The 24,284-nt window shown below is 68.1% G+C and carries 23 protein-coding genes and 3 riboswitches; of the genes, 8 read left to right on the forward strand and 15 right to left on the reverse strand.

From position 1 onward, the window contains the following. The first annotated feature begins 236 nt into the window (after window positions 1-236). Window positions 237-1,229, forward strand: coding sequence for a LacI family DNA-binding transcriptional regulator (locus AC5RWT_RS17275; RefSeq protein WP_494081250.1), 993 nt, complete (start codon window positions 237-239; stop codon window positions 1,227-1,229). A gap of 28 nt (window positions 1,230-1,257) precedes the next feature. On the opposite strand, the gene AC5RWT_RS17280 is transcribed toward AC5RWT_RS17275, so the two are convergent. From AC5RWT_RS17280 to AC5RWT_RS17300, 5 genes are all read right to left on the reverse strand, one after another. Beyond that, complete coding sequence (locus tag AC5RWT_RS17280) at window positions 1,258-2,058, reverse strand: SDR family oxidoreductase (RefSeq protein ID WP_494081223.1); 801 nt, start codon at window positions 2,056-2,058, stop codon at window positions 1,258-1,260. Between the two features lie 131 nt (window positions 2,059-2,189). Beyond that, complete coding sequence (locus AC5RWT_RS17285; protein ID WP_494081224.1) at window positions 2,190-2,993, reverse strand: phosphotransferase; 804 nt, start codon at window positions 2,991-2,993, stop codon at window positions 2,190-2,192. A gap of 123 nt (window positions 2,994-3,116) precedes the next feature. Then, complete coding sequence (locus AC5RWT_RS17290; RefSeq protein ID WP_494081225.1) at window positions 3,117-3,437, reverse strand: putative quinol monooxygenase; 321 nt, start codon at window positions 3,435-3,437, stop codon at window positions 3,117-3,119. A 59-nt stretch (window positions 3,438-3,496) separates the two neighbouring features. After that, entirely contained in the window at window positions 3,497-4,033 is a 537-nt protein-coding gene (locus AC5RWT_RS17295) for a DUF1990 domain-containing protein (RefSeq protein ID WP_494081226.1), read from the reverse strand. Between the two features lie 3 nt (window positions 4,034-4,036). Continuing rightward, complete coding sequence (locus AC5RWT_RS17300; protein ID WP_494081227.1) at window positions 4,037-4,441, reverse strand: MmcQ/YjbR family DNA-binding protein; 405 nt, start codon at window positions 4,439-4,441, stop codon at window positions 4,037-4,039. A gap of 184 nt (window positions 4,442-4,625) precedes the next feature. Here AC5RWT_RS17300 and AC5RWT_RS17305 point away from each other — a divergent pair, with 184 nt between their 5' ends. After that, a complete protein-coding gene (locus tag AC5RWT_RS17305; RefSeq protein WP_494081228.1) occupies window positions 4,626-5,465 on the forward strand; it encodes a DUF1206 domain-containing protein in 840 nt (279 codons plus the stop codon). A gap of 110 nt (window positions 5,466-5,575) precedes the next feature. Here the strand turns inward: AC5RWT_RS17305 and AC5RWT_RS17310 are convergent, their stop codons facing one another. The 7 genes from AC5RWT_RS17310 to AC5RWT_RS17340 all read right to left on the reverse strand — a co-directional run bounded on the left by AC5RWT_RS17310 (window position 5,576) and on the right by AC5RWT_RS17340 (window position 14,360). Then, the gene (locus AC5RWT_RS17310) at window positions 5,576-6,499 is read right to left on the reverse strand and encodes a MetQ/NlpA family ABC transporter substrate-binding protein (RefSeq protein WP_494081229.1); all 924 of its coding nucleotides are present in this window, start codon (window positions 6,497-6,499) and stop codon (window positions 5,576-5,578) included. 30 nt (window positions 6,500-6,529) lie between these two features. Beyond that, a complete protein-coding gene (locus tag AC5RWT_RS17315) occupies window positions 6,530-7,222 on the reverse strand; it encodes a methionine ABC transporter permease (protein WP_494081230.1) in 693 nt (230 codons plus the stop codon). Beyond that, window positions 7,219-8,277: a methionine ABC transporter ATP-binding protein gene (locus AC5RWT_RS17320; protein WP_494081231.1), complete on the reverse strand. Its 1,059-nt coding sequence runs from the start codon at window positions 8,275-8,277 to the stop codon at window positions 7,219-7,221. The genes AC5RWT_RS17315 and AC5RWT_RS17320 overlap by 4 nt, the downstream gene beginning before the upstream one ends. A gap of 113 nt (window positions 8,278-8,390) precedes the next feature. Further along, window positions 8,391-8,482, reverse strand: a riboswitch (SAM riboswitch). Window positions 8,483-8,563: 81 nt separating this feature from the next. Beyond that, window positions 8,564-9,979, reverse strand: a complete 1,416-nt coding sequence (locus tag AC5RWT_RS17325; protein ID WP_494081232.1) for an LLM class flavin-dependent oxidoreductase — start codon at window positions 9,977-9,979, stop codon at window positions 8,564-8,566. An 86-nt stretch (window positions 9,980-10,065) separates the two neighbouring features. Next, a riboswitch (SAM riboswitch) is annotated at window positions 10,066-10,157 on the reverse strand. A 63-nt stretch (window positions 10,158-10,220) separates the two neighbouring features. Then, a complete protein-coding gene (locus tag AC5RWT_RS17330) occupies window positions 10,221-11,696 on the reverse strand; it encodes an APC family permease (protein ID WP_494081233.1) in 1,476 nt (491 codons plus the stop codon). 14 nt (window positions 11,697-11,710) lie between these two features. Beyond that, a complete protein-coding gene (locus AC5RWT_RS17335) occupies window positions 11,711-12,985 on the reverse strand; it encodes an acyl-CoA dehydrogenase family protein (protein WP_494081234.1) in 1,275 nt (424 codons plus the stop codon). Window positions 12,986-13,121: 136 nt separating this feature from the next. Next, entirely contained in the window at window positions 13,122-14,360 is a 1,239-nt protein-coding gene (locus AC5RWT_RS17340; RefSeq protein WP_494081235.1) for an acyl-CoA dehydrogenase family protein, read from the reverse strand. 76 nt (window positions 14,361-14,436) lie between these two features. Beyond that, window positions 14,437-14,551, reverse strand: a riboswitch (SAM riboswitch). Between the two features lie 305 nt (window positions 14,552-14,856). Here AC5RWT_RS17340 and AC5RWT_RS17345 point away from each other — a divergent pair. Further along, window positions 14,857-15,813, forward strand: a complete 957-nt coding sequence (locus AC5RWT_RS17345; RefSeq protein WP_494081236.1) for a zinc-binding dehydrogenase — start codon at window positions 14,857-14,859, stop codon at window positions 15,811-15,813. A 53-nt stretch (window positions 15,814-15,866) separates the two neighbouring features. Here AC5RWT_RS17345 and AC5RWT_RS17350 read toward each other — a convergent pair whose 3' ends face one another. Together AC5RWT_RS17350 and AC5RWT_RS17355 are read right to left on the reverse strand one after the other, a co-directional pair. After that, the gene (locus AC5RWT_RS17350; protein WP_494045400.1) at window positions 15,867-16,283 is read right to left on the reverse strand and encodes a CoA-binding protein; all 417 of its coding nucleotides are present in this window, start codon (window positions 16,281-16,283) and stop codon (window positions 15,867-15,869) included. 206 nt (window positions 16,284-16,489) lie between these two features. After that, complete coding sequence (locus AC5RWT_RS17355; protein WP_494081237.1) at window positions 16,490-17,809, reverse strand: alpha/beta hydrolase; 1,320 nt, start codon at window positions 17,807-17,809, stop codon at window positions 16,490-16,492. Between the two features lie 121 nt (window positions 17,810-17,930). Here AC5RWT_RS17355 and AC5RWT_RS17360 point away from each other — a divergent pair, with 121 nt between their 5' ends. Beyond that, entirely contained in the window at window positions 17,931-18,473 is a 543-nt protein-coding gene (locus tag AC5RWT_RS17360) for a helix-turn-helix domain-containing protein (RefSeq protein WP_494045402.1), read from the forward strand. Between the two features lie 41 nt (window positions 18,474-18,514). Here AC5RWT_RS17360 and AC5RWT_RS17365 read toward each other — a convergent pair whose 3' ends face one another. Beyond that, window positions 18,515-18,883, reverse strand: coding sequence for a VOC family protein (locus AC5RWT_RS17365; RefSeq protein WP_494081238.1), 369 nt, complete (start codon window positions 18,881-18,883; stop codon window positions 18,515-18,517). A 325-nt stretch (window positions 18,884-19,208) separates the two neighbouring features. On the opposite strand from AC5RWT_RS17365, the gene AC5RWT_RS17370 reads away from it, so the two are divergent. The 4 genes from AC5RWT_RS17370 (at window position 19,209) to acs (ending at window position 24,165) form a co-directional block, all read left to right on the forward strand. After that, window positions 19,209-20,048, forward strand: coding sequence for an ABC transporter ATP-binding protein (locus AC5RWT_RS17370; RefSeq protein WP_494081239.1), 840 nt, complete (start codon window positions 19,209-19,211; stop codon window positions 20,046-20,048). 99 nt (window positions 20,049-20,147) lie between these two features. Beyond that, window positions 20,148-21,191 carry an aliphatic sulfonate ABC transporter substrate-binding protein gene (locus AC5RWT_RS17375; RefSeq protein WP_494081251.1) on the forward strand — a complete coding sequence of 348 codons (1,044 nt, stop codon included), beginning with the start codon at window positions 20,148-20,150 and terminating at the stop codon, window positions 21,189-21,191. Then, the gene (locus AC5RWT_RS17380; RefSeq protein ID WP_494081240.1) at window positions 21,191-22,114 is read left to right on the forward strand and encodes an ABC transporter permease; all 924 of its coding nucleotides are present in this window, start codon (window positions 21,191-21,193) and stop codon (window positions 22,112-22,114) included. Before AC5RWT_RS17375 ends, AC5RWT_RS17380 begins: the two co-directional genes overlap by 1 nt. Next, the gene (gene acs, locus AC5RWT_RS17385; RefSeq protein ID WP_494081241.1) at window positions 22,090-24,165 is read left to right on the forward strand and encodes an acetate--CoA ligase; all 2,076 of its coding nucleotides are present in this window, start codon (window positions 22,090-22,092) and stop codon (window positions 24,163-24,165) included. Before AC5RWT_RS17380 ends, acs begins: the two co-directional genes overlap by 25 nt. Window positions 24,166-24,284 lie beyond the last annotated feature (119 nt).

A 24,284-nucleotide genomic window follows, 5' to 3' on the forward strand; every position in this document is an offset into this window, starting at 1 on the left:
CCAGGCGTCGCGGAAGTGGCGTCCATGTTTTCTCTCCACGTCATCGGGGCCCGCCGCAGCGGGAATTTGGTCACAGGAAGTGTGACACCCGCTCCCGGGTCACGTCAAACGCTTGACGTAAACACGCGTCAAGCGCTTGATGCCTTGTGATGCTTGATCACGCCTATCATGGGCTCATGGATTCCGCCCGCCCTCCCCACCACCCGACGCGCCCCGGTGGGCGGGTGACCGCGGCGATGGTGGCGGCACGCGCCGGGGTCTCCACGGCGACGGTTTCTCTGGTGGCCAACGGCAAGACGCGCGGGCGGGTGTCCGCGGACAACATCTCCCGGGTCCGCCAGGCCATCGCCGATCTCGGATACGTGGTGGACAGCGTGGGCAGTTCGCTGGCCAAGGGAGTCAGCTCCATTGTGGTTCTGGTGGCGCCGGACATTTCCAACCCGTTCTTCGCCAAGGTTGTTGCCGGCGTCCGAGAGTCCCTCGGCGCGGACTTCCAACTGCTGCTCTCCGTCACCGAGGCCGGCGAATTTCCCCGCGCCGATGACATCCGCCGACTCCGCGCCCTGCGCCCGGCAGGTCTGCTGGTGGATGCCCCCGATGCCGCGTTCCTCGAGGACCTCTCCGCCACCGGCCCCATGGTGCTGCTCGACGCGCCCGGGCTGGAGGCTTATGCGCCGTCCGTCAACCTCGACGTGGCCCACGGCGCCCGCGAACTCGCGGCGCATCTGGCCGCCGCCGGCCACCAGCGAGTGGCGTACCTGGACAGCGTGACCGGCACAGCCACCTTCACCATCCGCCGCACGGCCTTCCTGGAGGAGGCGGCCGCGCGCGGAATGACCGTGGACCCGGCCCACATCATCAGCACGACGATCGACGTCGGCGCGGCGGCCGAGGCGTTTGCCGCCGCCTGGCCCCAGTGGCAGCAAGCTGGGTTCACCGCCGTCGTCTGCGCCACCGATACCCACGCATACGGCGTGCTGCAGCAAGCGCGCATTGCCGGCGTGCGGATCCCGGACGAACTCGCCGTCGCCGGCTTCGACGACCTGCCCTACTCCGCCACCAGCAACCCTGGCCTCACCAGCGTCCACCTTCCCGCCACCCGCCTGGGCCTCAAGGCCGGAGAACAGCTGCGCGGCCTGATCGAAGGCCGCAACCTCGAGCAGCCCCAGCTCACCTTGGAGAGCTCGCTGATTGTGCGCGGCTCCACGGAGCGGACCGCAGCCAGCTAACTAACGACGGCGGCACTCACCCCCGCACTTACACCTTGCGCCAGCCGTGGCCGGTCACGGCCGCCCCGGCCTGCGGCCCCATCTGCAGCATGCCGCCATCCACCGCCCAGGACGCGCCGGTCACGTAGCCGGCGTCGGCCGATGCGAGAAATGCGATCACCGCGGCCACTTCCCGGGCGTCGCCGGGCCTGGCCAGCGGGATGCCCGGCCGGTCGATGGCCGACGGATCCTGGTCCTCGTTGCCGGTCATGGCGGTGGCGATCTCGCCGGGCGCGACCGCGTTGACCGTGATGCCGTGCCGGCCAAGCTCCAGCGCCATGTTCTTCACCAGTCCGCCGAGCCCGTGCTTCGCGGCGTCATACGGGGCTGCGCCGACCATCGGCTGGTGCTCGTGCACGCTGGTCACGGCGATGATTCGGCCCCCGCGGCCGGCGTCCGCCATGCGCCGCGCCGCCCGCTGCATGCAGACAAACGCGCCGTCCAAATCGGTGGCCACCACGTTCCGCCACGTCTCATAGTCCAGCTCAAGGAACGGCTCCATGGCCCCGGTACCGGAGTTGTTGACGAACACATCAAGCCCGCCGAGCTGCTCCGCGAGCGCATCGACCACCTCCCCGCAGCCGGGCAGGTCCGTGGTGTCCAATTGGACGACGGCGGCGCTGCGGCCGAGCGCGCGGACCTCCTTCGCCGTGTCCTCGGCGCCATCCCGGTCCGAATGCCAAGTGATCCCGACATCCATGCCAGCCTTAGCCAGGGCGACGGCGGTAGCCCGGCCGATGCCCGAATCGGAGCCGGTAACGATGGCGGTGCGCGGCGTGAACTGTTCCATGCGCCCTATTGTGGCGAAGATGCTGGCCGTTGCCACCCCTGCGTAATCTGATCCGCCCGCCGGCCGCAGAAAATTCTGCGTGCCAGATCCGGCGCCCCCTGTTGGATGGGCCGGGCAGCCGAGTCAGGTTCCTAGGCAGTGTTGAGCGCCGCGGCCAGCTCGGATCGCATCGAGTCAATCCAGGCTATGCGCCGCGCAATGCGGTCGTGTCCACCGCTGCGTTCCCACAGGTCAATGAAAGCCTGCTCCCCGCGCTCAATGCGAGCCAGAACGAAGGGACCGGAACGGTGGATGCCCGCGACGATGTGGCCCAAGTACTCGTCGCGCTGCGCGCCGAAGGGAATCCCATAGGCGTCCGCCACGATCCGCAACCGGGCGGCAACCCCACGGCCCGATCGGCCGTCGCGCGCCGCGTCCTCTGGGGTTTCAAGGGGGACCCAGTGCCGCGCCAAAACCGCGAGATCGTGCAGCGGGTGGGTTGGGGCAGCGAATTCAAAGTCGATCAGTGCGGCTGCCCGTCCCTGGCGCACAATGACGTTCTCCATACACACGTCGTTGTGCCCGACGATCTGACCGCCCGCGGGGTGTGCCAGCTCGGTGTTCCAGGTGGCGTTCCTCGGTGGAACGAAGTCGGCAACGGCGTCATGGAATGCGCGCAACAGGCGTGCGACCGACGCCAGCAGTTCGGGGGAAAGTGACCACCGAGGAAACGGCGGAATGGCCACCTGGCCCGGAATGTAGCGCAGCCGCTCCCTCCCCTGCTCATCGATCCCCAGAGGCTCAGGGACTCCGGTGAACCCCTTGGACCTGACATGCTCCAGCAGGCTAAAAACCAGTTCCGTCTGAGCCGAGGCGGGACGGCGAACCTCATCGCCAACTCTGATGACCGCCCCGGCGTTGGCCACACCGCCGGCCAGTACGCCGCCGTCGTTCATGGGCCACACCCTACCGCGGTACGCGTCGTTGGGGCAGCATGTTTTCAACCGTGGGCGGGGCAGGCGATGCCTGCCCCAACCGTGGGCGGGGCAGGCGATGCCTGCCCCACCCACAGAAAATTGCTAGGCGACGCTCATTTCGCCCATCTTGTCCCAGCCCTCGCCGTCGATCTGGCGACTGATGATGCGCGGAGTCTCCTGCAGGTACTGCGGCTGCTCCTGCATGGCCTTCTTGAAGTGCTCGCTCTTCACATGCGCTTCGGCGGCGTCATCCTTGAAGGCTTCCACCAGGACATACTCGTTCGGATCCTCCACGCTGCGCGACCAGTCGAACCACAGGTTGCCCGGCTCGGCGCGGGTGGCTTCCGTGAACTCGCGGACCAACTCCGGGAAGTTGTCGGCGTGCTCGTTCTTGACCTTGAACTTGACCACAATGAAAATCACGCGGATTCAGCCTTTCTCTAGGTGTCCTTCAATCCTGTCATGGGAGTTCAGCTGGCCCATCACCCGGCCAAGCCTCCGGCGAGCGCTTTGGCGGCGGAAACATAGCGCCGGGTGACCAGCCGCTGGGCAGCTGCCGCCACCGGGCCACCCGCCCGGTAAAACCAGTTGGAGTGCCGGCTGAACGCATACAGGTCGAAGACCACCAACCCGTTCTCCTCCAGCGACGCCACGAAGCCCTCTTCGCCTGACTCCGGGTGTCCCGGCAGCGTGCCGTAGCCAAAACCGGTCCGGGTGGCGGTCCGCTCCGTCCACACCACGCGGCAGGGCGCGGACAACCGCAGCGGTCCGACCCCGAATCCGGGCACCACGTCCACGCCTTCGGCGGCCGCGGGCGTGGAAGCGTCGACCCGCAGGCCGGCCAGCCGGTGCAGCTCCCAGCCCATCAGGCCCTCGGCCAGCCGGCGGAACGCGTCCTCCCCGACGCCAACCGCGGTGCGTGCCTCGGTGGTCCGAAAGCCGGGCGGCGTGCGGCGCACCCGGGTGAGCCCCTCGCCGTCGTACGTCAGTCCGGCACCGCTGAGATCCTTGGCTTGCACCGCTCAGCCCTGCCGCACGTCGTCGCCGCGGGCCAGGCCCATCCAGCCCAGCGACTCGCGGTCCCGGCGCGGCAGCGACGCCACCACGAGGTCGTACGAGTCCTCGATCATGTCGCGCAGCATGTCATCGGGCAGCGCGCCGTCGCAGCGCACTCCATTCCAGTGCGTTTTGTTCAGGTGATAGGCGCCGGTGATCTCCGGGTGCGCCTTCCGCAGCTGCTGCGCGAGCACCGGTTCGCACTTGAGACTGATGCTCAGCCGCGGCGCCTTGAGGTCCAACAACGCGAACATTTTGGCGTCCCGCCCGGGCGCACGGACCTTGAACACCGATGCCTCGGGGCCGAACGGGAAGTCCTCGAACGCCCCGGGCAGGGAGAGGCAGAATTCACGCAGCGCGGTCGCGTCCATAGGCACGAGCCTACTGCTACCCGCCCAGCCCGGTCACGGGGTTGCCGGTGCGCGGCGGGGACTTCGGTGGCAGGATGGTTTCACGGATGTTTCACGGGGAACAACGGCGGTGCTTGTGCGCCGGCGTCTGGCTCCTGACAGGCGCCACGAGGTGCCGACGGGGCCGGCACAAGAGAGGAGAGCCATGGCAGACACCGGCAGGGAAGCCAAGCGGGCGGCCGGCAAGGCTGTGGACAAGACCGAGGAGGCCGCCGACTCCAAGACGTTCGAGTGGGTGGCACGCACCGGGTACGCGGCCAGCGGGCTGCTGCACCTGCTGATCGGCGCCATCGCGCTGCGGCTGGCCTTCGGCGGAGGCGGCGAGGCGGACCAGTCCGGAGCGGCCTCCAGCCTGGCGCAACGCCCGGGCGGACTGTTCCTGCTCTGGGCGGGCATGCTGGGCGCCGCGGCCCTGGCCCTGTGGCAGGTCAGCGACGCGGTCTTCGGCGGCCGTAACCTGGAGAACAAGAAAAAGTGGGGCTACCGGGCGAAGGCCGTGGGCCTGGCCATCGTTTACGGAGCGATAGCGGTGACCTTCGGCAGCTTTGCCCTGGGCTCCGGCAGCAACAGCAGCGAGAAATCGCAGGACGCCAGTACCAAGCTGATGCAGTGGCCGGGCGGCGCCGTGGTGCTGTTCCTGATCGGCGCGGTGATCATCGGAGCCGGCATCTACTACGTGGTCAAAGGCGTGTTGCGGAACTTCTTCAAAGACCTCAAGCCGCTGCCGCAGGGCGGAGTCCGCACGGCCGTGACCTGGCTGGGCATCGTCGGCTTTGTCGGCAAGGGGCTGGCCCTGTTTGTGCTCGGCCTGCTGCTGGCGGTCGCCGCCGTGCAGAATGACCCGCAGGACGTGAAGGGCCTGGACGGCGCGCTCAAGGCGTTGCGCGACCAGCCGTTCGGGCCGGCCGCGTTGGCCGTGGTGGCCGTCGGGTTGATCTGCTACGGGCTGTATCTGGGTGCCCGGGCCCGCTACGCAAAGATGTAGCGCGCCCGGGCCGGATGGCGGGAGTTCCGCCGGGCCGGGGTCGCCGGGAGTTCCGCCGGGCCGGATCGCCGGCCGTTGGGGCCGGATCGCCGGCCGTTCGGCAGCAGTGGCTACTCCGCGGAGACCGGGGTCAGCACGTCCTTGACCAGCGGATCGTCCGTGGTGCGCAGGTATTCCTCCAGCCGCGGATCGGAGAAGATCTCGATCAGCTTTTTGCTCTCGGCCGTGTCCTTGAACTCGGTGCCAATCACCAGGCGGGAGGCGAAGGTCTTGGGTGCCGCCGGGAACAGAATGCCCTTGTCGCGGCCGATCTTGCCGGCGTCGAACTGGGAAACGTATCCGATGGCCACGTCGACCGAATCGAGCATGCGCGGCATCGCCAACAGATCGGCTTCCTTCAGGACGAAACCACGCGGATTTCCGGTGACATCACGGATCTTTGCGGTGCGCGGCTCGACCGCCGGATCCAGTTCCAGCAGCCCCTCGCGTTGCAGCAGCCAGAGCGCCTGGCCCTGATTGGCCGCATCGTTCGGAAGCAGCAGGACCGCACCCCGGGGCAGACTCTCGATCGACTCGTAGCGGGTGGAGTACAGCCCGAAGCCCCACTGGAAGAGCTCCACCGTAGGCGTCAGTTCAACGCCGCTGGCATCCGCCGACTGCTGCATGTACCACTGGTGCTCGAAAATGGTGGCGTGGAACTGGCCCTCGGCCACGGCGCGATTCGCCTGGATCGGGTCCTGCAGCCCCACGGCCTCGATCTCGACACCGTAGTCCGGCGAGATCTCCTCGGCGACGAACTTGAGGATCTTCTCCTCGCCGGCCATCGCCGGTTCAAAGTGAACCTTCAGTGGCGAGGTGACCTCGCCGTCGGCCGCGGCGGCGATGGCCGGCCGGGACTGCTGCTGCACCAGCAGCAGTCCCAGAACCAAGGCGACGACGGCGGCGACCGCCGCAATGCTCCATGGCAGGGCGGTCGACTGTTTGCGCAGTGTGAAGCCGTGGTCGTGGCCGGACCCGGCGGAAGGGGTACTCATGATGTGATGCTCCTGGATGTCAAGGGGAAGCTAGGGGCGCAGCAACGCGCGGGAGATGCGGTCGCCGGCGAACTGCACCAGCTGGACCGTGATGATGAGGACAACGATGGTGGCAGCCATGACATGGGTGTCGAACCGCTGGTAGCCGTAGGTGACCGCCAAGTAGCCGATGCCGCCGGCGCCGATCGTTCCGGCAATGGCGGAGTATTCGATCATCGAAATGGTGTTCAGCGTGATCGCCGAGGTCAGGCCCGGCAGCGCCTCGCGCAGCTGAGTCTGGAGGATGATCTGCCCGGTGGAGCTGCCGGTGACCAGGCCCACGGCCATGTTTTCGCGCGGCAGGTCGTTCAGCGCGTTCTGCACCAGGCGGGCGAAGAACGGAATGCCGGCCAGCGTCATCGGGACCACAGCCGCGGCAATGCCGATGGTCGTTCCGGTCACCCACTTGGTCAGCGGGATGATCGCTGCCATCAGCACCAGGAACGGCAGCGAGCGTCCCATGTTGACCAGCCAGCTGACCACACCGTGCAGGCGCGGCCGCGGAAACAGCCCGCGGCCGTCAGTGTTGTACAGCAGCACGCCGGTGGCTCCGCCGACCAGAATCACCAGGGCCATCACAATGCCGACCATCGCCCAGGTTTCGCCGTAGGCCGGCAGCAGCAGGGCGGGCAAGTCCGTCCAGGGCGTGTCCAGCCCCACGGCTGCGGTTTCGGCGGGCCTCATGCGCGAACCTCGATTTTCTCGTTCCTTGCGTGTTCGTTCACGGCAGACGGCGGCACAGTCGGCCGTGCGATGCCTGCCGCCCGCGGTTCCGCGACCAGGCCCAGCTGCTCCAGATAGGCGCGGACCTCGGCCTCCGGGCGGCCGGCGACACCGATTTCGGCGCGGCCCAAGACGGATTCGCCATGAGCTTCCACCGAACCTCCTAGCAGCGCCACTCGCACACTCAGGCCGGTGGACAGCCGCGTCAGCCATTCCGGGTCCACCGGGCCGTGCCGGTAGGAGAGGGACAGCGCGTAGTCGAAGCCGGCCGGCAGGGGCAGCGCCCGCACGGGCAGCAGTTGGCGCCCGGCGCCCGAGGCCGGGTCGGCCACAAGCGCGCCGATCGGCCCGTACTCCGAAACCCGGCCGCCGGACAGCACGGCGACCTGGTCAGCGACGTGGCGCACCACGTCCATCTCATGAGTGATCAGGATGACGGACAGCCCCAGCTCAGTGCGGACGTCGTCCAACAGGTCCAGGATCTGCTGGGTGGATTCAGGGTCCAGGCCGGACGTCGATTCGTCGGAGAGCAGGATCCGGGGCCGAAGTGCCAGCGCCCGGGCGATGCCGACCCGCTGCTTCTGGCCGCCGGACAGCTGGCCGGGGTAGGCGTTGGCCTTGTGCAGCAGGCCCACACGGTCCAGCAGTTCGGCCACGCGGTCCTCCATCTGGGCGTGCACCACGCCCAGGTTGCGCAGCGGCAGCGCAACATTCTCGGCCACCGTCATCCGGCGCAGCAGCGCCGAGTGCTGAAAGATGGTGCCGATGGCGCGGCGTTCGCTGCGCAGCGCCTGACCGGAGAGCGCAGACAGATCGCGGCCGTCCACCAGCACCTGGCCGGAAGTGGGCTTTTCCAACAGCGAGATGCAATGGGAGAGGGTGGTCTTGCCGGCGCCGGAAGAGCCGACGATGGCGGTGATCGCCCCCTGCTCGATGGTCAGGTCGATGCCCTTGAGTACCTCGACCGTCCCGTGCCGGGTGCCAAAGCTTTTGTACAGATTACGGATTTCAATCATTGCGGGCCGCCCGCGGTATGACGTTTCATGCTGCTCCTCAAGGTCGGGGAGCCCCGGGCACAGCCGATCACGGCGCGCAGAAATAACGCAGCCGGCTCCGTTCCGGCCCGGGTTCTCCATCGGTCCTGGCGTTAGCACCGTGCGGCAGTTGCCGGGGTTGCTGCGGCGTCATCGAGCCAGATCTCTCAGCCGCTCTGGATGGTTTTTCCCGACGGCGGTGGGCCGGCCCCGCGAGGGGCGGCGCACCGCCGTCGTGGTTCAGTTGGTTCTCAGCTGACCGCTGAGGTCAGCGGACCAGGGAGTTGTGCAGCCGGAAGCCAGCAGCCTTGTGACTCTCCGGCAGCTTGTCGCCGCGGCCGAAGAGCTTGTTGCGCAGCGTGCCCGGCGCGTACTCCGTGGGGTAGGCGCCCAGCTTCTGCAGCTCCGGCACCACGTATTCTACGATGTCCTCGAACGTGCCCGGGGTGATGGCGTAGGCCAGGTTGAAGCCGTCCACGTCGGTCTCTTCGACCCACTCCACCAACTTGGCTGCCACGTCCTTGCCGGAACCGACCGTGATCGGGCCGAAGCCGCCGACGCCGACCCATTCGGCCAGTTGGCGGATGGTCCATGGCTTGCCGCTGTCGCCGGAGGCCTTCTGGAAGGTTTCCACCGAGGACTGAATGGCGTTGGACTTCACGTTCTCGCCGATCACGTCGTCCGGGCCGTAGGTGGACAGGTCCACGCCCATCCAGCCCGAAATCAGGGCCAGCGCGCCGTTGACGTCCGCGTAGGACTTATAATCCTCGAACTTGGCCTGGGCGGTGGCGTCGTCCGGCCCGGTCACCACGGTCTGCATGGCGTAAATGCGGACGTCGTAGCGGCCCCGGCCAGCGGCCTCAGCGGCGTCGCGGATCTTCTTCACCGCCGCCGCGAGCATTTCCTTAGTGGGGCAGGTGACGAACACGGCTTCGGCGTTCTCCGCGGCGAACTGGGTGCCGCGCTTGGAGGCGCCCGCCTGGAAGATCACCGGGGTGCGCTGCGGGCTCGGCTCGGTGATCGCGATCCCCGGCACCTTGAAGTACTTGCCCTCGTGGCGGATTTCGTGGACCTTCGCGGGGTCGGTGAAAACGCCTGACTCGCGGTCCTTGACCACCGCGTCGTCTTCCCACGAACCCTCGAGCAGCTTGTAGATGACCTCGAGGTATTCGTCGGCGTGGTTGTAACGCTCGTCGTGCTCCAACTGGTCTTCCTGGCCCATGTTGCGGGCGGCCGAGGGCAGGTAGCCGGTCACCACGTTCCAGCCGACGCGGCCGTTGGTCAGGTGGTCCAGCGTGGCCAGGCGGCGGGCAAACGGGTACGGGTGCTCATAGGCGGTGCCCGCGGTGACACCGAAACCGAGGTTCTCGGTGACCGCTGCCATGGCGGACACCAACATGAACGGATCATTCACCGGGACCTGCGTGCCGGCCCGCAGCGTCGTCTCGTTGGACGAACCAAAGACGTCGTAGGTGCCGAGCACGTCGGCAATGAACAGGCCGTCGAACAGGCCCTTCTCCAGCACCTTGGCCAGATGCGTCCAGTAGCCGATGGTGTTGTAGGTGGCGGACTTGTCCTGCGGGTGGCGCCACAGTCCGGGCGACTGGTGCCCCACGCAGTTCATGTCGAAGGCGTTGAAGCGTATCTGGCGCTGGGAGTTATGCTGCTGCTTGTTCAAGGTCATGTCAGGCTCCTTTGCTGATGAGAAGAGCCCGCGCCGGTCCCCGGCGGGCATGCAGTGGCCCTAAGGAACCAACGAGAGATCGAGCTTCTCCATCGGTCCTGGCGGTAGCACCTTCCTCACAATGAGGGGGTTGCTGCGGCGTCAACAAGCCAGGTCTCTCGGCCGCTCTGGATGGGTACTCCTCCATTGGACACCCGCAGGCGCCCTGAGGGAAATGTTGCGCGTCACGCGGGGTAAGAAATCACGACGTCGGTGCGGCGCCGGCTGCGGCCTGGGGCCGCTTTGATCCCACCACCGCTCCGGCCCCGAAGCAGGCCAGGATCAGCACCACGACGGCGATGGCCAGCGGCACGCTGTTGCCGACCAGGGTCGGGAGGTTCTGCAGGATCAGGCCCAGGATTCCCAGCAGCCCGAGCAGCCCGAGTGCTGGGGCGACCGAGCGCTTCCAACTGCGGGCCGGTGCTGCCTGGCGACGGAAGAAGACCAGCACGGCGACGCTGGTGAGCGTCATCAGCACCACCACGCCCAGGGAGGAGAAGCCGGCGAACCAGGTGTAGAACTGCACGATCGGATCCCAGCCTGCCACGACGGCGGCCAGCAGGAACAGGGCCACCACTGCCGTGGCCGCTCCGGAGGCCCGGTGCGGAGAGCGGTGCTTCGCGTGGGTGCTGGCCAGCTTGGTGGGGAAGATGCCCTGCCCCGACAGCTGGAAGAAATAGCGTGAGCTGATGTTGTGGAAGGACAGGATGCACGCGAACAGGCTGGTGGCGAGCAGGACCTGGACAATGTGGCTGCCAGCCGTGCCCAGGTAGAGCGCGGTGGTCTCGGAGAGCAGGGTGCCGGGCGCGTCCGTGGCCTTCTGCACGATGCCGCCATCGCCCCAGACGCTGATCAGCAACCAGCTGGAGAGGGCGTAGAAGCCGCCCACCACCAGCAGGGCCACGTACGTGGCACGCGGGATCGTCTTGTCCGGATCGCGGGCCTCATCCCGGAAAACGGCGGTGGCTTCGAAGCCGATGAAGCTCAGGATGGCGAACAGCAGCGCAATCCCGGGTGCCCCGGACAGCACGGTGGACGGGGTGAGGAACCCGGTGGAGAGGCCCTCGGACCCGCCGCCGCCAAAGACGATGGCGGCGTCCAGGACCAGCACGATCAGCACTTCGGCCACCAGCAGCACGGCCAGCACCTTTCCGGACAACTCGATGTTGCGGTGGCCCAGCCAGGCCACGGCAACCACCGCGGCGGCGGCCCACACCCACCAGGGCAGTGAGGGGCCACCGTAGGCGCGGACCACCTCGTCGACGGCCGGGGCAAAGAGCCCGTAGACGCCGGCTTCCAGCGCGAGGTAGGAGAGCAAGGCGACGAAGGCCGCGCCCAGTCCGGCGCGGCGGCCGAGGCCCTTGTCCACGTAGCTGTAGAACGCGCCGGCCGACGGCACATGCGGCGTCATGGTGGTGAACCCGACGGCGAACAACAGCAGGATTGCGGTGGCCAGCAGGTAGATGAACGGGAGGCCGGCGCCGTTGCCGCTGGCGATGGCCAGCGGAACCGTTCCGCCGATGACGCCCAGCGGCGACGCGGCGGCCACCACAATCAGCACGATGCTGGCGACGCCCAGTCGGCCGGAGAGCCGCGGCGCGGTTCCGGCGTCGGGGTCGCTTACTTCGGGTGCGGCTGCGGATGCCGCCAAAGTTCTTTGGGGATTGGAAACAGACATGGCTTGCCTTCTTCTTAGACGGCCGCGGAACGGGCGGCGGGGGTGTGTGGCTGGCGCGCGGCGTCGGCGTTGGCCTCGCCGATCGTCCAGACGAACGGGGGTTCGGCGGCGTTGACTTCCCAATCGCCCACGATCCGGGACTTGTAGATGAACGGGTTGTGCGTGGCGACCGTGCGGGCATTGCGCCAGTGCCGGTCCAACGACTTGCCGGTGCTGGTGGAGGAGGCGCCGAGCGTGTTGAACAGCTCGCCGGCGGCCTCCGGCACCAGCGTGCTGAGCACAATCTGGGCCTGGCCGGATTCCAGTTCGACGGCGATGTTGGCCGCCTTCTCGGCGTCGGCGGTCTGGAGCCGGGACGCGAAGACCCGATCCAACGCGCGCGCCACGCTCAGGGTGGTCGCCCTGGCGGCGTAGGCCTTGGCGCTGATGTCGCCGACCACCTGCAGGATCTGCGCGTCGTGCCGGACCAGCGGCGCGTTGCCGTGGCCGAACACCCGCTTGCGTTCCCGCACGTTGGTGGCGGCGTCGGTGGTGACCGCCTGCGCGATGCCGGCCAGGGCCACCAGCAGGATGTGCTGGTAGAGCGCCGTCTGGTACGGGAAGCGGTCGGCGAACGCGGACACGTTGGCCGGGTCCACCTCGGCGTCGGTGAACACCGTGGTGCCGCTGCCGGTCAGCCGCTGGCCGAAGCCGTCCCAGTCGTCGTAGGTTTCCACGCCGGCTGTCTTGGTGGCGATGATCACCGAGACATCCGAGCCGTCGGGCCGCTTGGCGGTGACGTCGATCCAGTCGGCGAAGATGGTGCCCGTGGTGTAGAACTTGCGCCCGTTCAGCACCAGCTTGCCGCCGGCTTCGGACAGCACCGTGGCGGTGCCGCCGGCGCCCGGTTCGGTCCACGCGTTGCCGGCCAGCTGGCCGGAGGCGAAGCGCTGCAGCCAGCCGCTGCGGTCCCCGCCGCGGCCGTGCTGGTACAGGTTCTCCTCCACCAGCGCAATATGCGAGCGCAGCGCCTGCGGAATGTTGCTGTCCGCGGCGGCCAGTTCGATCAGCAGTTCGGTGAACTCTTCCCAGTCCAGCCCGTCGCCGCCGAGTTCGGCGGGGATCCGGGCGGCGCCAAAGCCGGCGTCCTTCAGCCAGCCGATCTGCTCAAACGGCAGCTCGCGGGCCAGTTCGCGGTCCAGCGCTCCTGCGGCGATGCGGTCGAAGATCGGACGGTACTTGGCGGCCGCCGCTTCGAAGGCTCGGGTCGCGTGGACGGAGGTTGTTGTGTAGTCAAGGGTTTCGGTCATGGTGGTGCTCCTGGAGTCTCGGCCGGGCACGGCCGAGGTGGGTCGGGTGGGGATACTGCGCAGATCAGGCTGCGGGGAAGCGTGTTGGGCGACGCGTTTGCGCGACGGGGCGTTGCGCGGGAAGGGCCTGCGGGGATCAGGTGTAGAGCGAGATCGGCTGGACTTCACCCAGCAGGAAGTGGGCGCCGACCTCCACCTTCTTGTAGTCCACCGGGTCGTGCAGGGTGTGCGTGCGGACATTGCGCCAGAAGATGTCCAGCCCCACCTCGGTTTTCGCGGAGGAGGAACCGGTGACTTCAAAAATGCGGTTGGCCACGTCCACGCCCACCTCGGTGGAGACGACCTTGAGCCGGGCGATCTCGATCTCTATGTCGGCGCGTGCGTCGGCCGTCAGTTCCCCGCCGACGGCGATGGCCGCGTCGAAGCGCCCGTTCGTCCGGTCCGCCAGCGCTTCCACGGCTGCCACGCGGGACGCGAGCTCCCCGTAGACCCGCTGGGTCAGCGGATCCTGTGCGTAGGTGTCGGCGCGGCTGAGGAACCAGGCGTTCTTGCGCGCCAGGGTGATCCGGCGTCCGCGTTCCAGCGCACCTTGGGCGATGCCCAGATAGACGTTGCCGAACGCCAGCTGGATGTACGGCGTGACCAGGCTGGAGAAAGGCTCCTCCCCCACCTCGCCGATGATGTCAGCGGAGGTGACCAGCACGCCGTCGTACTTCACGGAGCCGCTCGCGGAGAGGCGCTGACCCAACGCGTCCCAGTCGCCGAGGAATGAGATTCCGGCCCGGTCATGTTCCAGGGCCAGGGCCAGGAACTTGCCCTGATCCGGACCGGAGGTGATCGCGGCGTTGACCAGGATCGCGTCGCCCACGGACGCTCCGGTGGAGAAGTGCTTGACGCCGTCCAGCCGGTATCCGTCGCCGTCGGGAACCAATTCCAGGTTCGGATCCACCGGGTTGACCGAGTCGCCCCAGGACCAGCGGCCCTGGGCCGAGCGGCGGAGCAGGCGTTCCTGGACCTGCGCGCCGCCGTAGAAGACCACGGCGCCGAGGTTGGCGTAGTGGTAGGCGAGGATCTGCGCGATCGAGGCATCGGTGCGGGCCAGGATGCGCACGGCGTGCAGCGCGCTTTCCCAGTGGCCGCCCTCGCCGCCCCACTCGCTGGGGATGATCAGGTTGAACAGGCCGGAACTGCGCAGCAGCTCCACTTCGGCCTGCGGGTCCGCGTTGCGGCGGTCTCGCTCCAGCACGTCCGCGCTCAGCACGGCGGCCACGCCCTCGGCGATCTGCTGCCAGTGGGCGAGTTCTTCGCGGGTGGCATGTCCGGTCCATGGGGAACGGCGGGTCTGCTGGTTTTCTTCAATGACGACGGCGGTCATGGCGCCTCCTCGTGCAGGGGCTCCCGCCTGCCGGCGTCGCGCAGCAACCATCACGGTCGACGACGCAGCCTGGCGGGGGCCGTACTTGCCGGGCACCGATCTGTGCGCGGCCGGATCCTCATCTGGGGCACCCCGCTACGGAAGAGGGTTGCCGCCCAACCAGCCAGAGCTTGTCGTTGGGACTCTTGATCTTGGGGAAAAGTCTGCCGGGCGCGATCCGGCGCTGTGAAGCTTGTGACGGGCCGTGACGTTCCGCGGCCGAATGTTACAGCCGCCGTTCATGACGACGACGGCGGTCCCTCGCCTTCCGCCGGATCGCAGCCGCCCCGCCGGCACCCCGCGCCGCCGGGCTTGGCCGAATGAATTCCGGCCCGAGATGGGCCCTTTTCCGCGGTCCCCTATAGGCCATTCCGCGACGGGACTAGGGTGAAGTTGCGCCGCCAATATCGGCCGGTCCGGGGCGTCAACCGTCCCGCCGCTCAGGGAGGTTCGCATCATGAAGGCATGGCAATTTACCGGTACGAACAAGCCGCTGCAGCTCAACGAGGTGGAGGAGCCGCACGCCGGCCCCGGCGAGGTGGTGGTGGACGTCAAGGCGTCCGGTGTCTGCCACTCGGATGCCACCACGCTCGATGATCCGGGATGGATGGCGCTGTTCCAGCACGGGCTGCCCCGCACCATGGGGCATGAGTCCGCCGGGGTGATCAGCGAGGTGGGCGAAGGCATGAGCCACTGGAAGATGGGCGACCGGGTGGGCCTGTCTCCGGTGATGTCCGACGGGGACGCGCTCGGCTACGGCAAGTGGGACGGGGGTTTCGCCGCCAAGCTTCGCGCAACCGATGACAACCTCGTCGCCCTGCCCGACGAAGTGCCCTTCGACCTCGGCGCGATGGCGACCGACGCCGGCCTGACCGCCTACCACGCGATCATGGCTGTCGGCGGGGCAAGGGAGGGCATGAAAGTCGGCGTCATCGGCCTCGGCGGTCTTGGCTACATCGGCGCGCGCTCCGCGGCACTGTCCGGCGCCGAGGTCTACGGGGCCGAGGTCAACCCCGAGACGCAGAAATTGGCCGACGAGATCGGTCTGGCCGGCGTCGCCGACTCCATAGAGGAGTTTAAGGACAAGAACTTGGAACTGATCGTCGACTACGCCGGTTTCGGCACTACGACGTCGGCCGCCATTGAGACCCTCGCCGAGTTCGGCACCCTGGTCCAGGTCGGCATGGGCCGACTGGAATCGACCATCAACACCTACCCGATCATCATTAACCAGCTCACCATCAGGGGCTCGAAGTCCGGCACCAAGGAAGATTTGGCCGGCATCTACGAACTCATGAAGACCGGCCAACTGAACCCGCCGATGAACCACATCACGCACGCCGACATCCCGGGAGCCATCGACAAGCTCCGGGCCGGCGGAGTGGTTGGCCGCTTCATCGCGATGTACGAGTAATGACGTAACGGCCTTTAGCCAGCCCGCGGGCACGGCGGCGAGCCGCTGACGGCTTACAGGCCGAAGCGCGGGGCCTCGATGGCCGGGCAAGTGTCCATCACGACGTCGAGCCCTGCGGCCTTGGCGCGTTCCGCGGCGGCTTCGTCGACCACGCCCAGCTGTAGCCAGACCGCCTTCGCGCCGACCTCGATGGCCTGGTCCACCACCGGGCCGACCTTCTGGGAGTTGACGAAGCAGTCCACCACGTCGATCTGGCCCGGAATGTCCGCAAGCTTTCGGTAGCCGGTCAGGCCGTGGACGTCGTCGCCCTGCAGGTTGACCGGGACCACCTCCATGTCCAGCTGGTCCATCAGGTATCGGGAGATGCGCATGGCGACCCGGTGCGGGTTGGTGGACAGGCCGACGATGGCCCAGCGGCCGGGCGTGCTCAGCAGGCGGCTGACGACTTCGGGATCATTCTGGTGTGCCATGGCGCCACCCTACCCATGGGTTCCCGCTACCGGTACCTTCCCGTTCCCGCTACCGGCACCTTCGCCGTCTAATCACGCAGCCGGCGACCCATCGAGGAATCAGATAACGCCTTTAAACCGCGGTTTATGGGCGTTATCGGAATAGTGGATGGTTGTGGGTCAGCGGGTCGGCGCCGGCCGACGGACCGGGGTGTGGGCCGGCGGGGTTAGCGGGCCAACTGCTCGGTGTCGGATGGCCCGGAAGCGGCGGCCTTGTCGGCGTGCTCCGCCACCCAACTGCCCACCAGCTCCAGCAGTTCGGCGTCCACGGGCTCGCGGATCTGCCGCTTGTAGTCGGACAGGGTCGGGGCCTTCGGGTCCCGACGCAGCAGGTGCGAGAGGTCATCGATCTTCCGCGTAGTGACCGGGCCGGGCACGGTGGCCGCGATGACATCCAAGTCCTCCGGGTCTACCTGCACGTCCTTGGCGCCGGTGATGGCCAGCACCGGCATCTGCAAGCGCTCCAGGTACGGCACCGGGTCGAAGTCGATGAACTCCCGCTGCCAGAGCGCGTTCATCTTGCGCCCCTGCATCCGCACCACGTCCTCGGTGGTGGTCCGGATCTTCTCCACCGACTTGGCCTGGATCGTGACCAGATCCTTCCGCAGGACTTTCAACAGGAGACGCACGAATGCCGGCAGTGAATCGCCGATCTGGGCCGTCTGCCACCGGCCTGTCTCGAAGCCGGTGTGCGCCGAGGTGGAGAGCAGCACGGTTCCATCCAGCCGGCTCCCGGGCTCGGCCGCAACGGCAGCTGCATGGTAGCCGCCTTCGCTGTGGCCCACCAGGAACACCGGCAGGCCCTCGGCCTTCTGGGTGACCATCCAGCGGAGGGCGGCAGCGGCGTCGTCGGTGTTCTGCCGGAAGCCGGCCGCTAGGAAACTGCCGTCCGAGGCGCCGGTGCCTCGCTTGTCGTAGCGCAGCGAGGCGATGCCGTGGTCGGCCAGCTCGCGGGCCAGATCACGGCTGATGCCCAGCGGCATCCGCTTGTGGTCGGCGTTGCGGTCAACGGGACCGGAGCCGGGCAGGATCAGCGCTGCGCCGCGGACCGTCCCGGACGGCTTGGCCCAGGTTCCGACCAGCTTCATGGACCCGGAGGAGAAGCGGACCTCTTCCTCCGTGACCTGCTGCCCGGCAGGCAGTCCCGCAGCGGCGCGGACCTGCGCGGCGACATCCTCGGCGTCCGGCAGCGAGACGACCACGCGGGCGTACTTCTGGCCGGACAGGTCCAACTGGACGGCCGGGGTTCCCTGGCGGGCGACGGCGAGGGTCTTGCCGCGGCCGCGCCAGGTTCCGATCCTCGTCCGCCCCGGGATCGCCAGGCCGGGAGCACGCAGCCCGTGCACGCCGTCGAAAGCATCCGCCAGTACCTCCACCGAGGTCACGGCCGTCAGCGGGAACGCCTGATTCCCGATCAGCCCAGCCACTTTCTCCATCCGGTCCAACTCCAGCAGAACCTCGTTGTTCCCTACCCGTATTGCCGCCATTGCGCCTCCCTCCGGATCGTTTATTGCTCGTCAGTAAGTCGGTTCGAGTCCGGCATCGGCGCCGGCCAAGAATCATTATTATCAGTTGTGCGAACAATGTCAACTGTGAGAACGTAGAGCTATGTCCCCCTCACCGAGCGCCGAACTGATCCTGCACCCGGTTCGGCTGCGCATTGTGCAGTCGCTACTGGGCGGCCGCGAACTGACCACGGCGGAGATTTCTGCAGAACTTCCGGACATCCCCACCGCAACGCTCTACCGGCACATCGGCACACTGGCCAAGGCCGGCGTACTGGCGGTGGCCCACGAGCGGCCGGTCCGCGGCACCACCGAACGCACCTATCGGCTGGACGCCACCAAGAGTTCGGTGAACGACGACGAATTGGCCTCCATGACGGCCGAGGACCACCGGCGCGGTTTCATGGCGTTCGCGGCCGGCCTGCTGGAGGCCTTCGACCAGTACACGGCGCGGGAAAACCCAGACTTCGTCCGCGACGGCGCCGGCTACCGGCAGACCGCGCTTTGGATGACGGACGAAGAACTGGCGGAGTTCACCGCCGCCATCCGGGCGGCCGCAGAGCAGGCGGTGGACAACGGCCCGGGCGAAGGCCGGCACCGCCGACTGTTCTCCACGGTCCTGATTCCAGCGGATCCGCCCGCCTGACAGCCGCAGGGCGGAAGCTGAGGGCGGGACCCGGTCAGTGGTTACCCGGCGCCCCAGCAGAAGCAGAACGGGTGGCCGGCAGGGTCCGCGTAGACCTGGAATCCCGAGTCGGCCGCGGCGTCGTCGGCAGGTTTCAGCAGTTTGGCGCCGAGCGACGTTGCCAGTTCATGGGCCTCGGCCAGGTCATCTATGTAAAGGTCCAGATGGATCTGCTGCGGCGCGCCGTCGGGCCATTCCGGCGGGGTGTGGTCGGGCGCCAACTGGAACGCCAGCAGCGGCTCGCCGCCCACGGAAACGGTATGCCAGTCGTCCTCGGCCTTGACCGTCCCGTCCAGCAGGCCTGCCCAGAAGCTGCTCTCCGCGTCCAGGTCGGCGGCGTCGAACACGATGATCTGACGGTTGATTTTCATGCGGCCATCCTGCCATCGGCACCGAGCGGCGTCTACGAAATCACCCGCTCCGGCAACCGGCGCGGGCCGATCTTGGTGCCGCGGTTTGTTACGCCGCTTTATTACGGGCCGTTTGCTGCTGATACGGGCAGTGCCGTTTAGTTAGTCTTGACCATCCCGAGCGGCCGAGAGACCTGGATCGACGACGCCGCAGCAACCCTGGTCACCGGAAGCCATCCCAGACTGCCGGTGATAACGAGGTGACAAGCCACGGGTACGGCCGGCGGAAGCCGGACGCACGGCTTGAACCGTAGGGTGCTACTGCCAGGATCGATGGAGTGATCCCATGACTGCAGTACTGTCGTCGTCCCGCCACGCGGCTCCCGCTTCCGATGCACCCGCTTCCGGTCCCGGCTCCGCCCTGGCGGTTTCCTTCCGCGGCCTGAACCGCACCTTCGGCACCGGCGAAAACGCCCACACGGTGCTGCGTGACGTGAACTTCGACGTACGCCCCGGCGAAGTGCTGGCCATCCTGGGCCCGTCCGGCTGCGGCAAGTCCACCTTGCTCCGCGCCACCGCGGGCCTCGACGCGCCCAGCGTCGGCAGCGTGGACATCGACGGCACCCCGGTCCAGGGCATCGATTCCCGCTGCGCCGTCGCGTTCCAGGAACCGCGGCTGCTGCCGTGGCATACCCTGCAGGCCAACGTCGCCATCGGCCTGCCCAAGACTTCCAGCGCCAAACAGGGCAAGTCCAAGGTCGCCCGGCTGCTGGAACTGGTGGGCCTGGCCACCTTCGCCAAGCACCGTCCGCGCGAAGTCTCCGGCGGCATGGCGCAGCGGGCCTCGCTGGCCCGCGCTCTGGCCCGCAACCCGGGGGTACTCCTGCTGGACGAACCGTTCGGCGCGCTGGACGCGCTGACCCGGATCAAGATGCAGGATTTGCTGCTGGACATCCACGCGGCCGAACCCACCACCGTGCTGCTGGTGACCCATGATGTGGACGAAGCCCTGCAGCTGGCGGACCGGATCATCCTGCTGGGCAAGGAGGAAGGCCGCGACAACGACGGCGCCACGATTGTGCGCACCGTCGACGTTCCCGGCAGCCGCCCGCGGGACCGCGGTTCGGTGGAGCTGGCCCGAATGCGCCGCTCGCTGCTCGAAAGCCTCGGCGTCGACGGCCATTAGGCCGCCTCACACCTTTAGCACTTCCCGGGCGGTCCGCGCCCAAATCCACCCGTGACCGCGGAACTACTCCTGTTCCGCGCACCGTTCGAAGGGACCACCATGTCTATTGCCCGCCGCTTCTCCCGCCGCTCGATCCTGGCCGCGGCCGCCGTCGCCGCCACCGCTTCGCTGGCCCTGACCGGCTGCGTTGCGGGCGAAGATTCCGACGCCAGCGCGGCCGAGGGCACCGGCGACGGTGTGCTCAACATCGACTTCGCCACCTACAACCCGCTGAGCCTGATCATCAAGGAAAAGGGCTGGCTGGAGGCCACCTTGGCCGACGACGGGGTCGAGGTGAACTGGCTGCAGTCGGCCGGTTCCAACAAGGCCAACGAGGCACTGCGCTCCGGCGCCGTCGACGTCGGATCCACCGCCGGTTCCGCCGCGCTGCTGGCCCGCGCCAACGGTTCACCGATCAAGACCATCAGCCTCTACTCGCAGCCGGAGTGGGCCGCGCTGGTCACGCCGCCCGACTCCGGCATCGACTCCGTCGAGGACCTCAAGGGCAAGTCCGTGGCTGCCACCAAGGGCACCGACCCCTACTTCTTCCTGCTCCAGTCGCTGGAAGAGGCCGGCCTCTCCGCCGACGACGTCACCGTGGAGAACCTGCAGCACGCCGACGGTTTGACCGCACTGAAGCAGGGCTCGGTGGACGCCTGGTCCGGCCTGGATCCGATCATGGCCGGTGCCGAAAAGGACGGCGCCGAGCTGTTCTACCGGAACCTGGACTTCAACACCTACGGCTTCCTGAACGCCACCGAGTCCTTCCTGCAGGAAGAGCCGGAGCTGGCCCAGGCCGTGGTGAACGCCTACGAGAAGGCCCGCGCCTGGGCCGCCGAAAACCCGGAGGAAACCGCTCAGATCCTCGCGGACGTCGCCGGCCTGGACCTCGAGGTCGCCACCAAGGTGATCGCCGAGCGCAGCAACCTGGACGTTGAAGCGGCCCCGGGCGAGAAGCAGCGCGCCGTGCTGGAGAAGGTCGGCCCGGCGTTCGTCGAGACCGGTGACGTGAAGAGTCAGGCCGACATCGACGAAGCCCTGGCCACCCTGCTGGACGACTCGCTGGTGAAGAAGGCCGACCCGTCGGCCATCAAGGAATCCTGATGACGCACCTCGGCAACCCCGGCGCATCCGGCAACAGCGTTTACGCCACCAGCCAGGAAGGCCTCAAAGCCTCCGGCGTCCTCAAGACCGCAGAGGCAGGCCGGCCGCACCAGGACAGCCCCGCGCCGGAACGGCGCCCGGCCGGCGGTCGCTCCGCGGCCGGGGTCCTGGGCAACGGCTGGGTGCGCCTGCTGCTGGGCCTGCTGCTGCCGGCCGCCGTGCTGGCGGCGTGGCAGTTGAGCACCTCGGCCGGGCTGTTCAGCTCCGTCCAACTGCCGGCGCCGGGGGCGATCATCGAGGCCGCGGTTGACCTGCTCCAGCGCGGCGAACTGGCCCAGCACGTGGCCATCTCCACCCAGCGCGTGCTGCTCGGTTTCGCCTTCGGCGCCGCTCTAGGCCTGGTCTTCGGCGCGCTGATCGGCCTGTCCAGGGTTGCCGATGTGCTGCTCTCCCCCACCATCGGCGCGCTGCGTGCCGTGCCGTCGCTGGCGTGGGTGCCGCTGCTGATCCTGTGGATGAAGATCGGCGAGGACTCCAAGGTCACGCTGATCCTGATCGGCGCGTTCTTCCCGGTGTTCACCACGGTCTCGCTGGCGCTGCGCCACGTGGACAAGAACCTGGTGGAGGCGGGCCGCGCGTTCGGGCTCAAGGGCGTCAAGCTGCTGACCACCGTGCAGCTGCCGGCCGTGGTGCCCGCCGTGTTCTCCGGCCTGCGGCTGGCGCTGGCACAGGCATGGCTGTTCCTGGTGGCGGCTGAACTGATCGCTTCCTCCATGGGTCTGGGCTTCCTGCTCACGGACTCACAGAACAACGGCCGCACCGACCGGCTGCTGCTGGCCATCGTCCTGCTGGCCATCATCGGCAAAATCACCGACGCGCTCCTGGGAGTTGCGGAGAAATGGGCAGTCAAGAGATGGGCATAGAAGTAGCCGAAACCGCCGCCGGCCGGACCACCGCCGGAGGCACCGCCGTCGTGCTTGAAGAGGGCGCGGCGCCGTACCGCGACCAGGTCACGGCCTGGCCGGAGCCGCAGACCGAGGCCGAGCGGATTGCGTTCTGGGAGCGCGCCGCCGCCCGGCTGCAGTGGGCGGAGCCGTGGCACACCGCGCATTCGGCCACCCCGGTGGATACCGAGGCGCGCCGCGGCCCGGAGCTGCGCTGGTTCGACGGCGGCACGCTGAACGCCGCGGTGAACTGCGCCGACCGGCACGTGGCGGCCGGGCTGGGCGACAAGGTGGCGTTGCACTTCGAGGGCGAGCCCGGCGACCGGCGCACGGTGACCTACCGCGAGCTGCAGGAACTGGTTTCGCAGGCCGCCAACGCGCTGCTGGCGTTGGGCGTCGGCAAGGGCGACCGGGTGGTCATCTACCTGCCGGTGCTGGTGGAAACGATTGTCATCACGCTGGCGTGCGCCCGGATCGGCGCGGTGCATTCGCTGGTGTTCGGCGGCTTCTCCGCGGAGGCGCTGAAGTTCCGGGTGGAGGACACCCGCGCCAAACTGCTGGTCACCACCGACGGCCAGTACCGCCGCGGCACCGCCGTCCCGGTCAAGGCCAACGCGGACGAGGCCGTCTCCGGCGAGAACGCTATCGAGCACGTGCTGGTGATCAACCGGACCGGCCATAGGGACATCAACTGGGTGGAAGGCCGCGACGTCTGGTGGCACGACGTCGTCGAGTCGCAGCCGCGGGTACATCAGGCCGAGGCGTTCGACGCCGAGACGCCGCTGTTCATCATGTACACCTCCGGCACCACCGGCCAGCCCAAGGGCCTGGTCCACACCACCGGCGGGTACCTGACGCAGGCCTCGTTCAGCCACTCGTACCTGTTCAGCAACCCGGACCCGGACGCGCGCGCGGACGACGTGCACTGGTGCACCGCGGACCTGGCCTGGGTCACCGCGCACACCTACGAGATCTACGGGCCGCTGAGCAACGGCGTCAGCCAGGTGATCTACGAGGGCGTGCCGAATGCCCCGCACCCCGGCCGGCACTTCGAGGTCATCGAGCGCTACGGCGTGACCAACTACTACACCGCGCCCACGCTGGTCCGGTCGCTGATGGGCTGGTTCCCGGACGGCATTCCCGCCGAGTACAACCTGAGCTCCATCCGACTGGCCGGCACCGTGGGCGAGGCGGTGAACCCGGAGGCGTGGCGCTGGCTGCGGAGCCAGGTGGGCCGCGATTCGCTGGTTGCCGGCGACCCGTCGTCGGGCATTCCCATGGTGGATACCTGGTGGCAGTCCGAAACCGGCGCCACCGTCCTCTCGCCGCGACAGACCGATGCCTCCTTCAAGCCCGGCTGCGCCAAGCGCGCCTTGCCGGGGCTGACTACGGACATTGTGGACGACGGCGGTGCCCGGGTGGGTGCCGATCAGCAGGGCAACATTGTGGTCACCAAGACCGGGCCGTCCATGGCCCGGACCGTGTGGGGAAACCCGGAACGCTACTTCACCTCCTACTGGGAGAAGTACGCGGCGCAGGGCTGGTTCCTGGCCGGCGACGGCGCCCGGTTCGATGCGGACGGTGACACTTGGATCCTGGGCCGGACCGACGACGTCATCAACATCTCGGGCCACCGGCTGTCCACCATCGAGATCGAGTCCGCGCTGGTTTCGCATCCGGCTGTGGTGGAGGCCGGCGTCTGCCCGACGTACGACGCCAAGACCGGACACGCCGCCACCGCGTTTGTGGTGCCGCTGGACAAGTCTCTGATCGGGGCGGAGGGTGCGGCGTTGACGGCCGAGCAGGCCGCCGCGGTGAAGGCTTTGCGCGACCACGTGGCCACGCAGATCGGGCCGATCGCCAAGCCGCGGGACGTCGTGTTTGTGCCGGACGTGCCCAAGACCCGCTCCGGCAAGATCATGCGGCGGCTACTGACCCAGCTGTTCGAGGGATCCACGCTAGGCGACACCACGTCGCTGCAGAACGAGCCGTGCATCGCGGAGATCCAGGCCATCTGCCGGCCGCGGTAGTAGTTCGCCTCCAGCCACCATCCGTTCGCTCCCACGTCTTAGAGGCGGCCCGCGGCGTTTCGCCTAGTCAGGGCGTTGTGACCCTTCCGAAACGTGGGAGGTTAGTCCTATACGTGGGA

The sequence above is a fragment of the Arthrobacter sp. Dra40 genome (assembly GCF_059091905.1).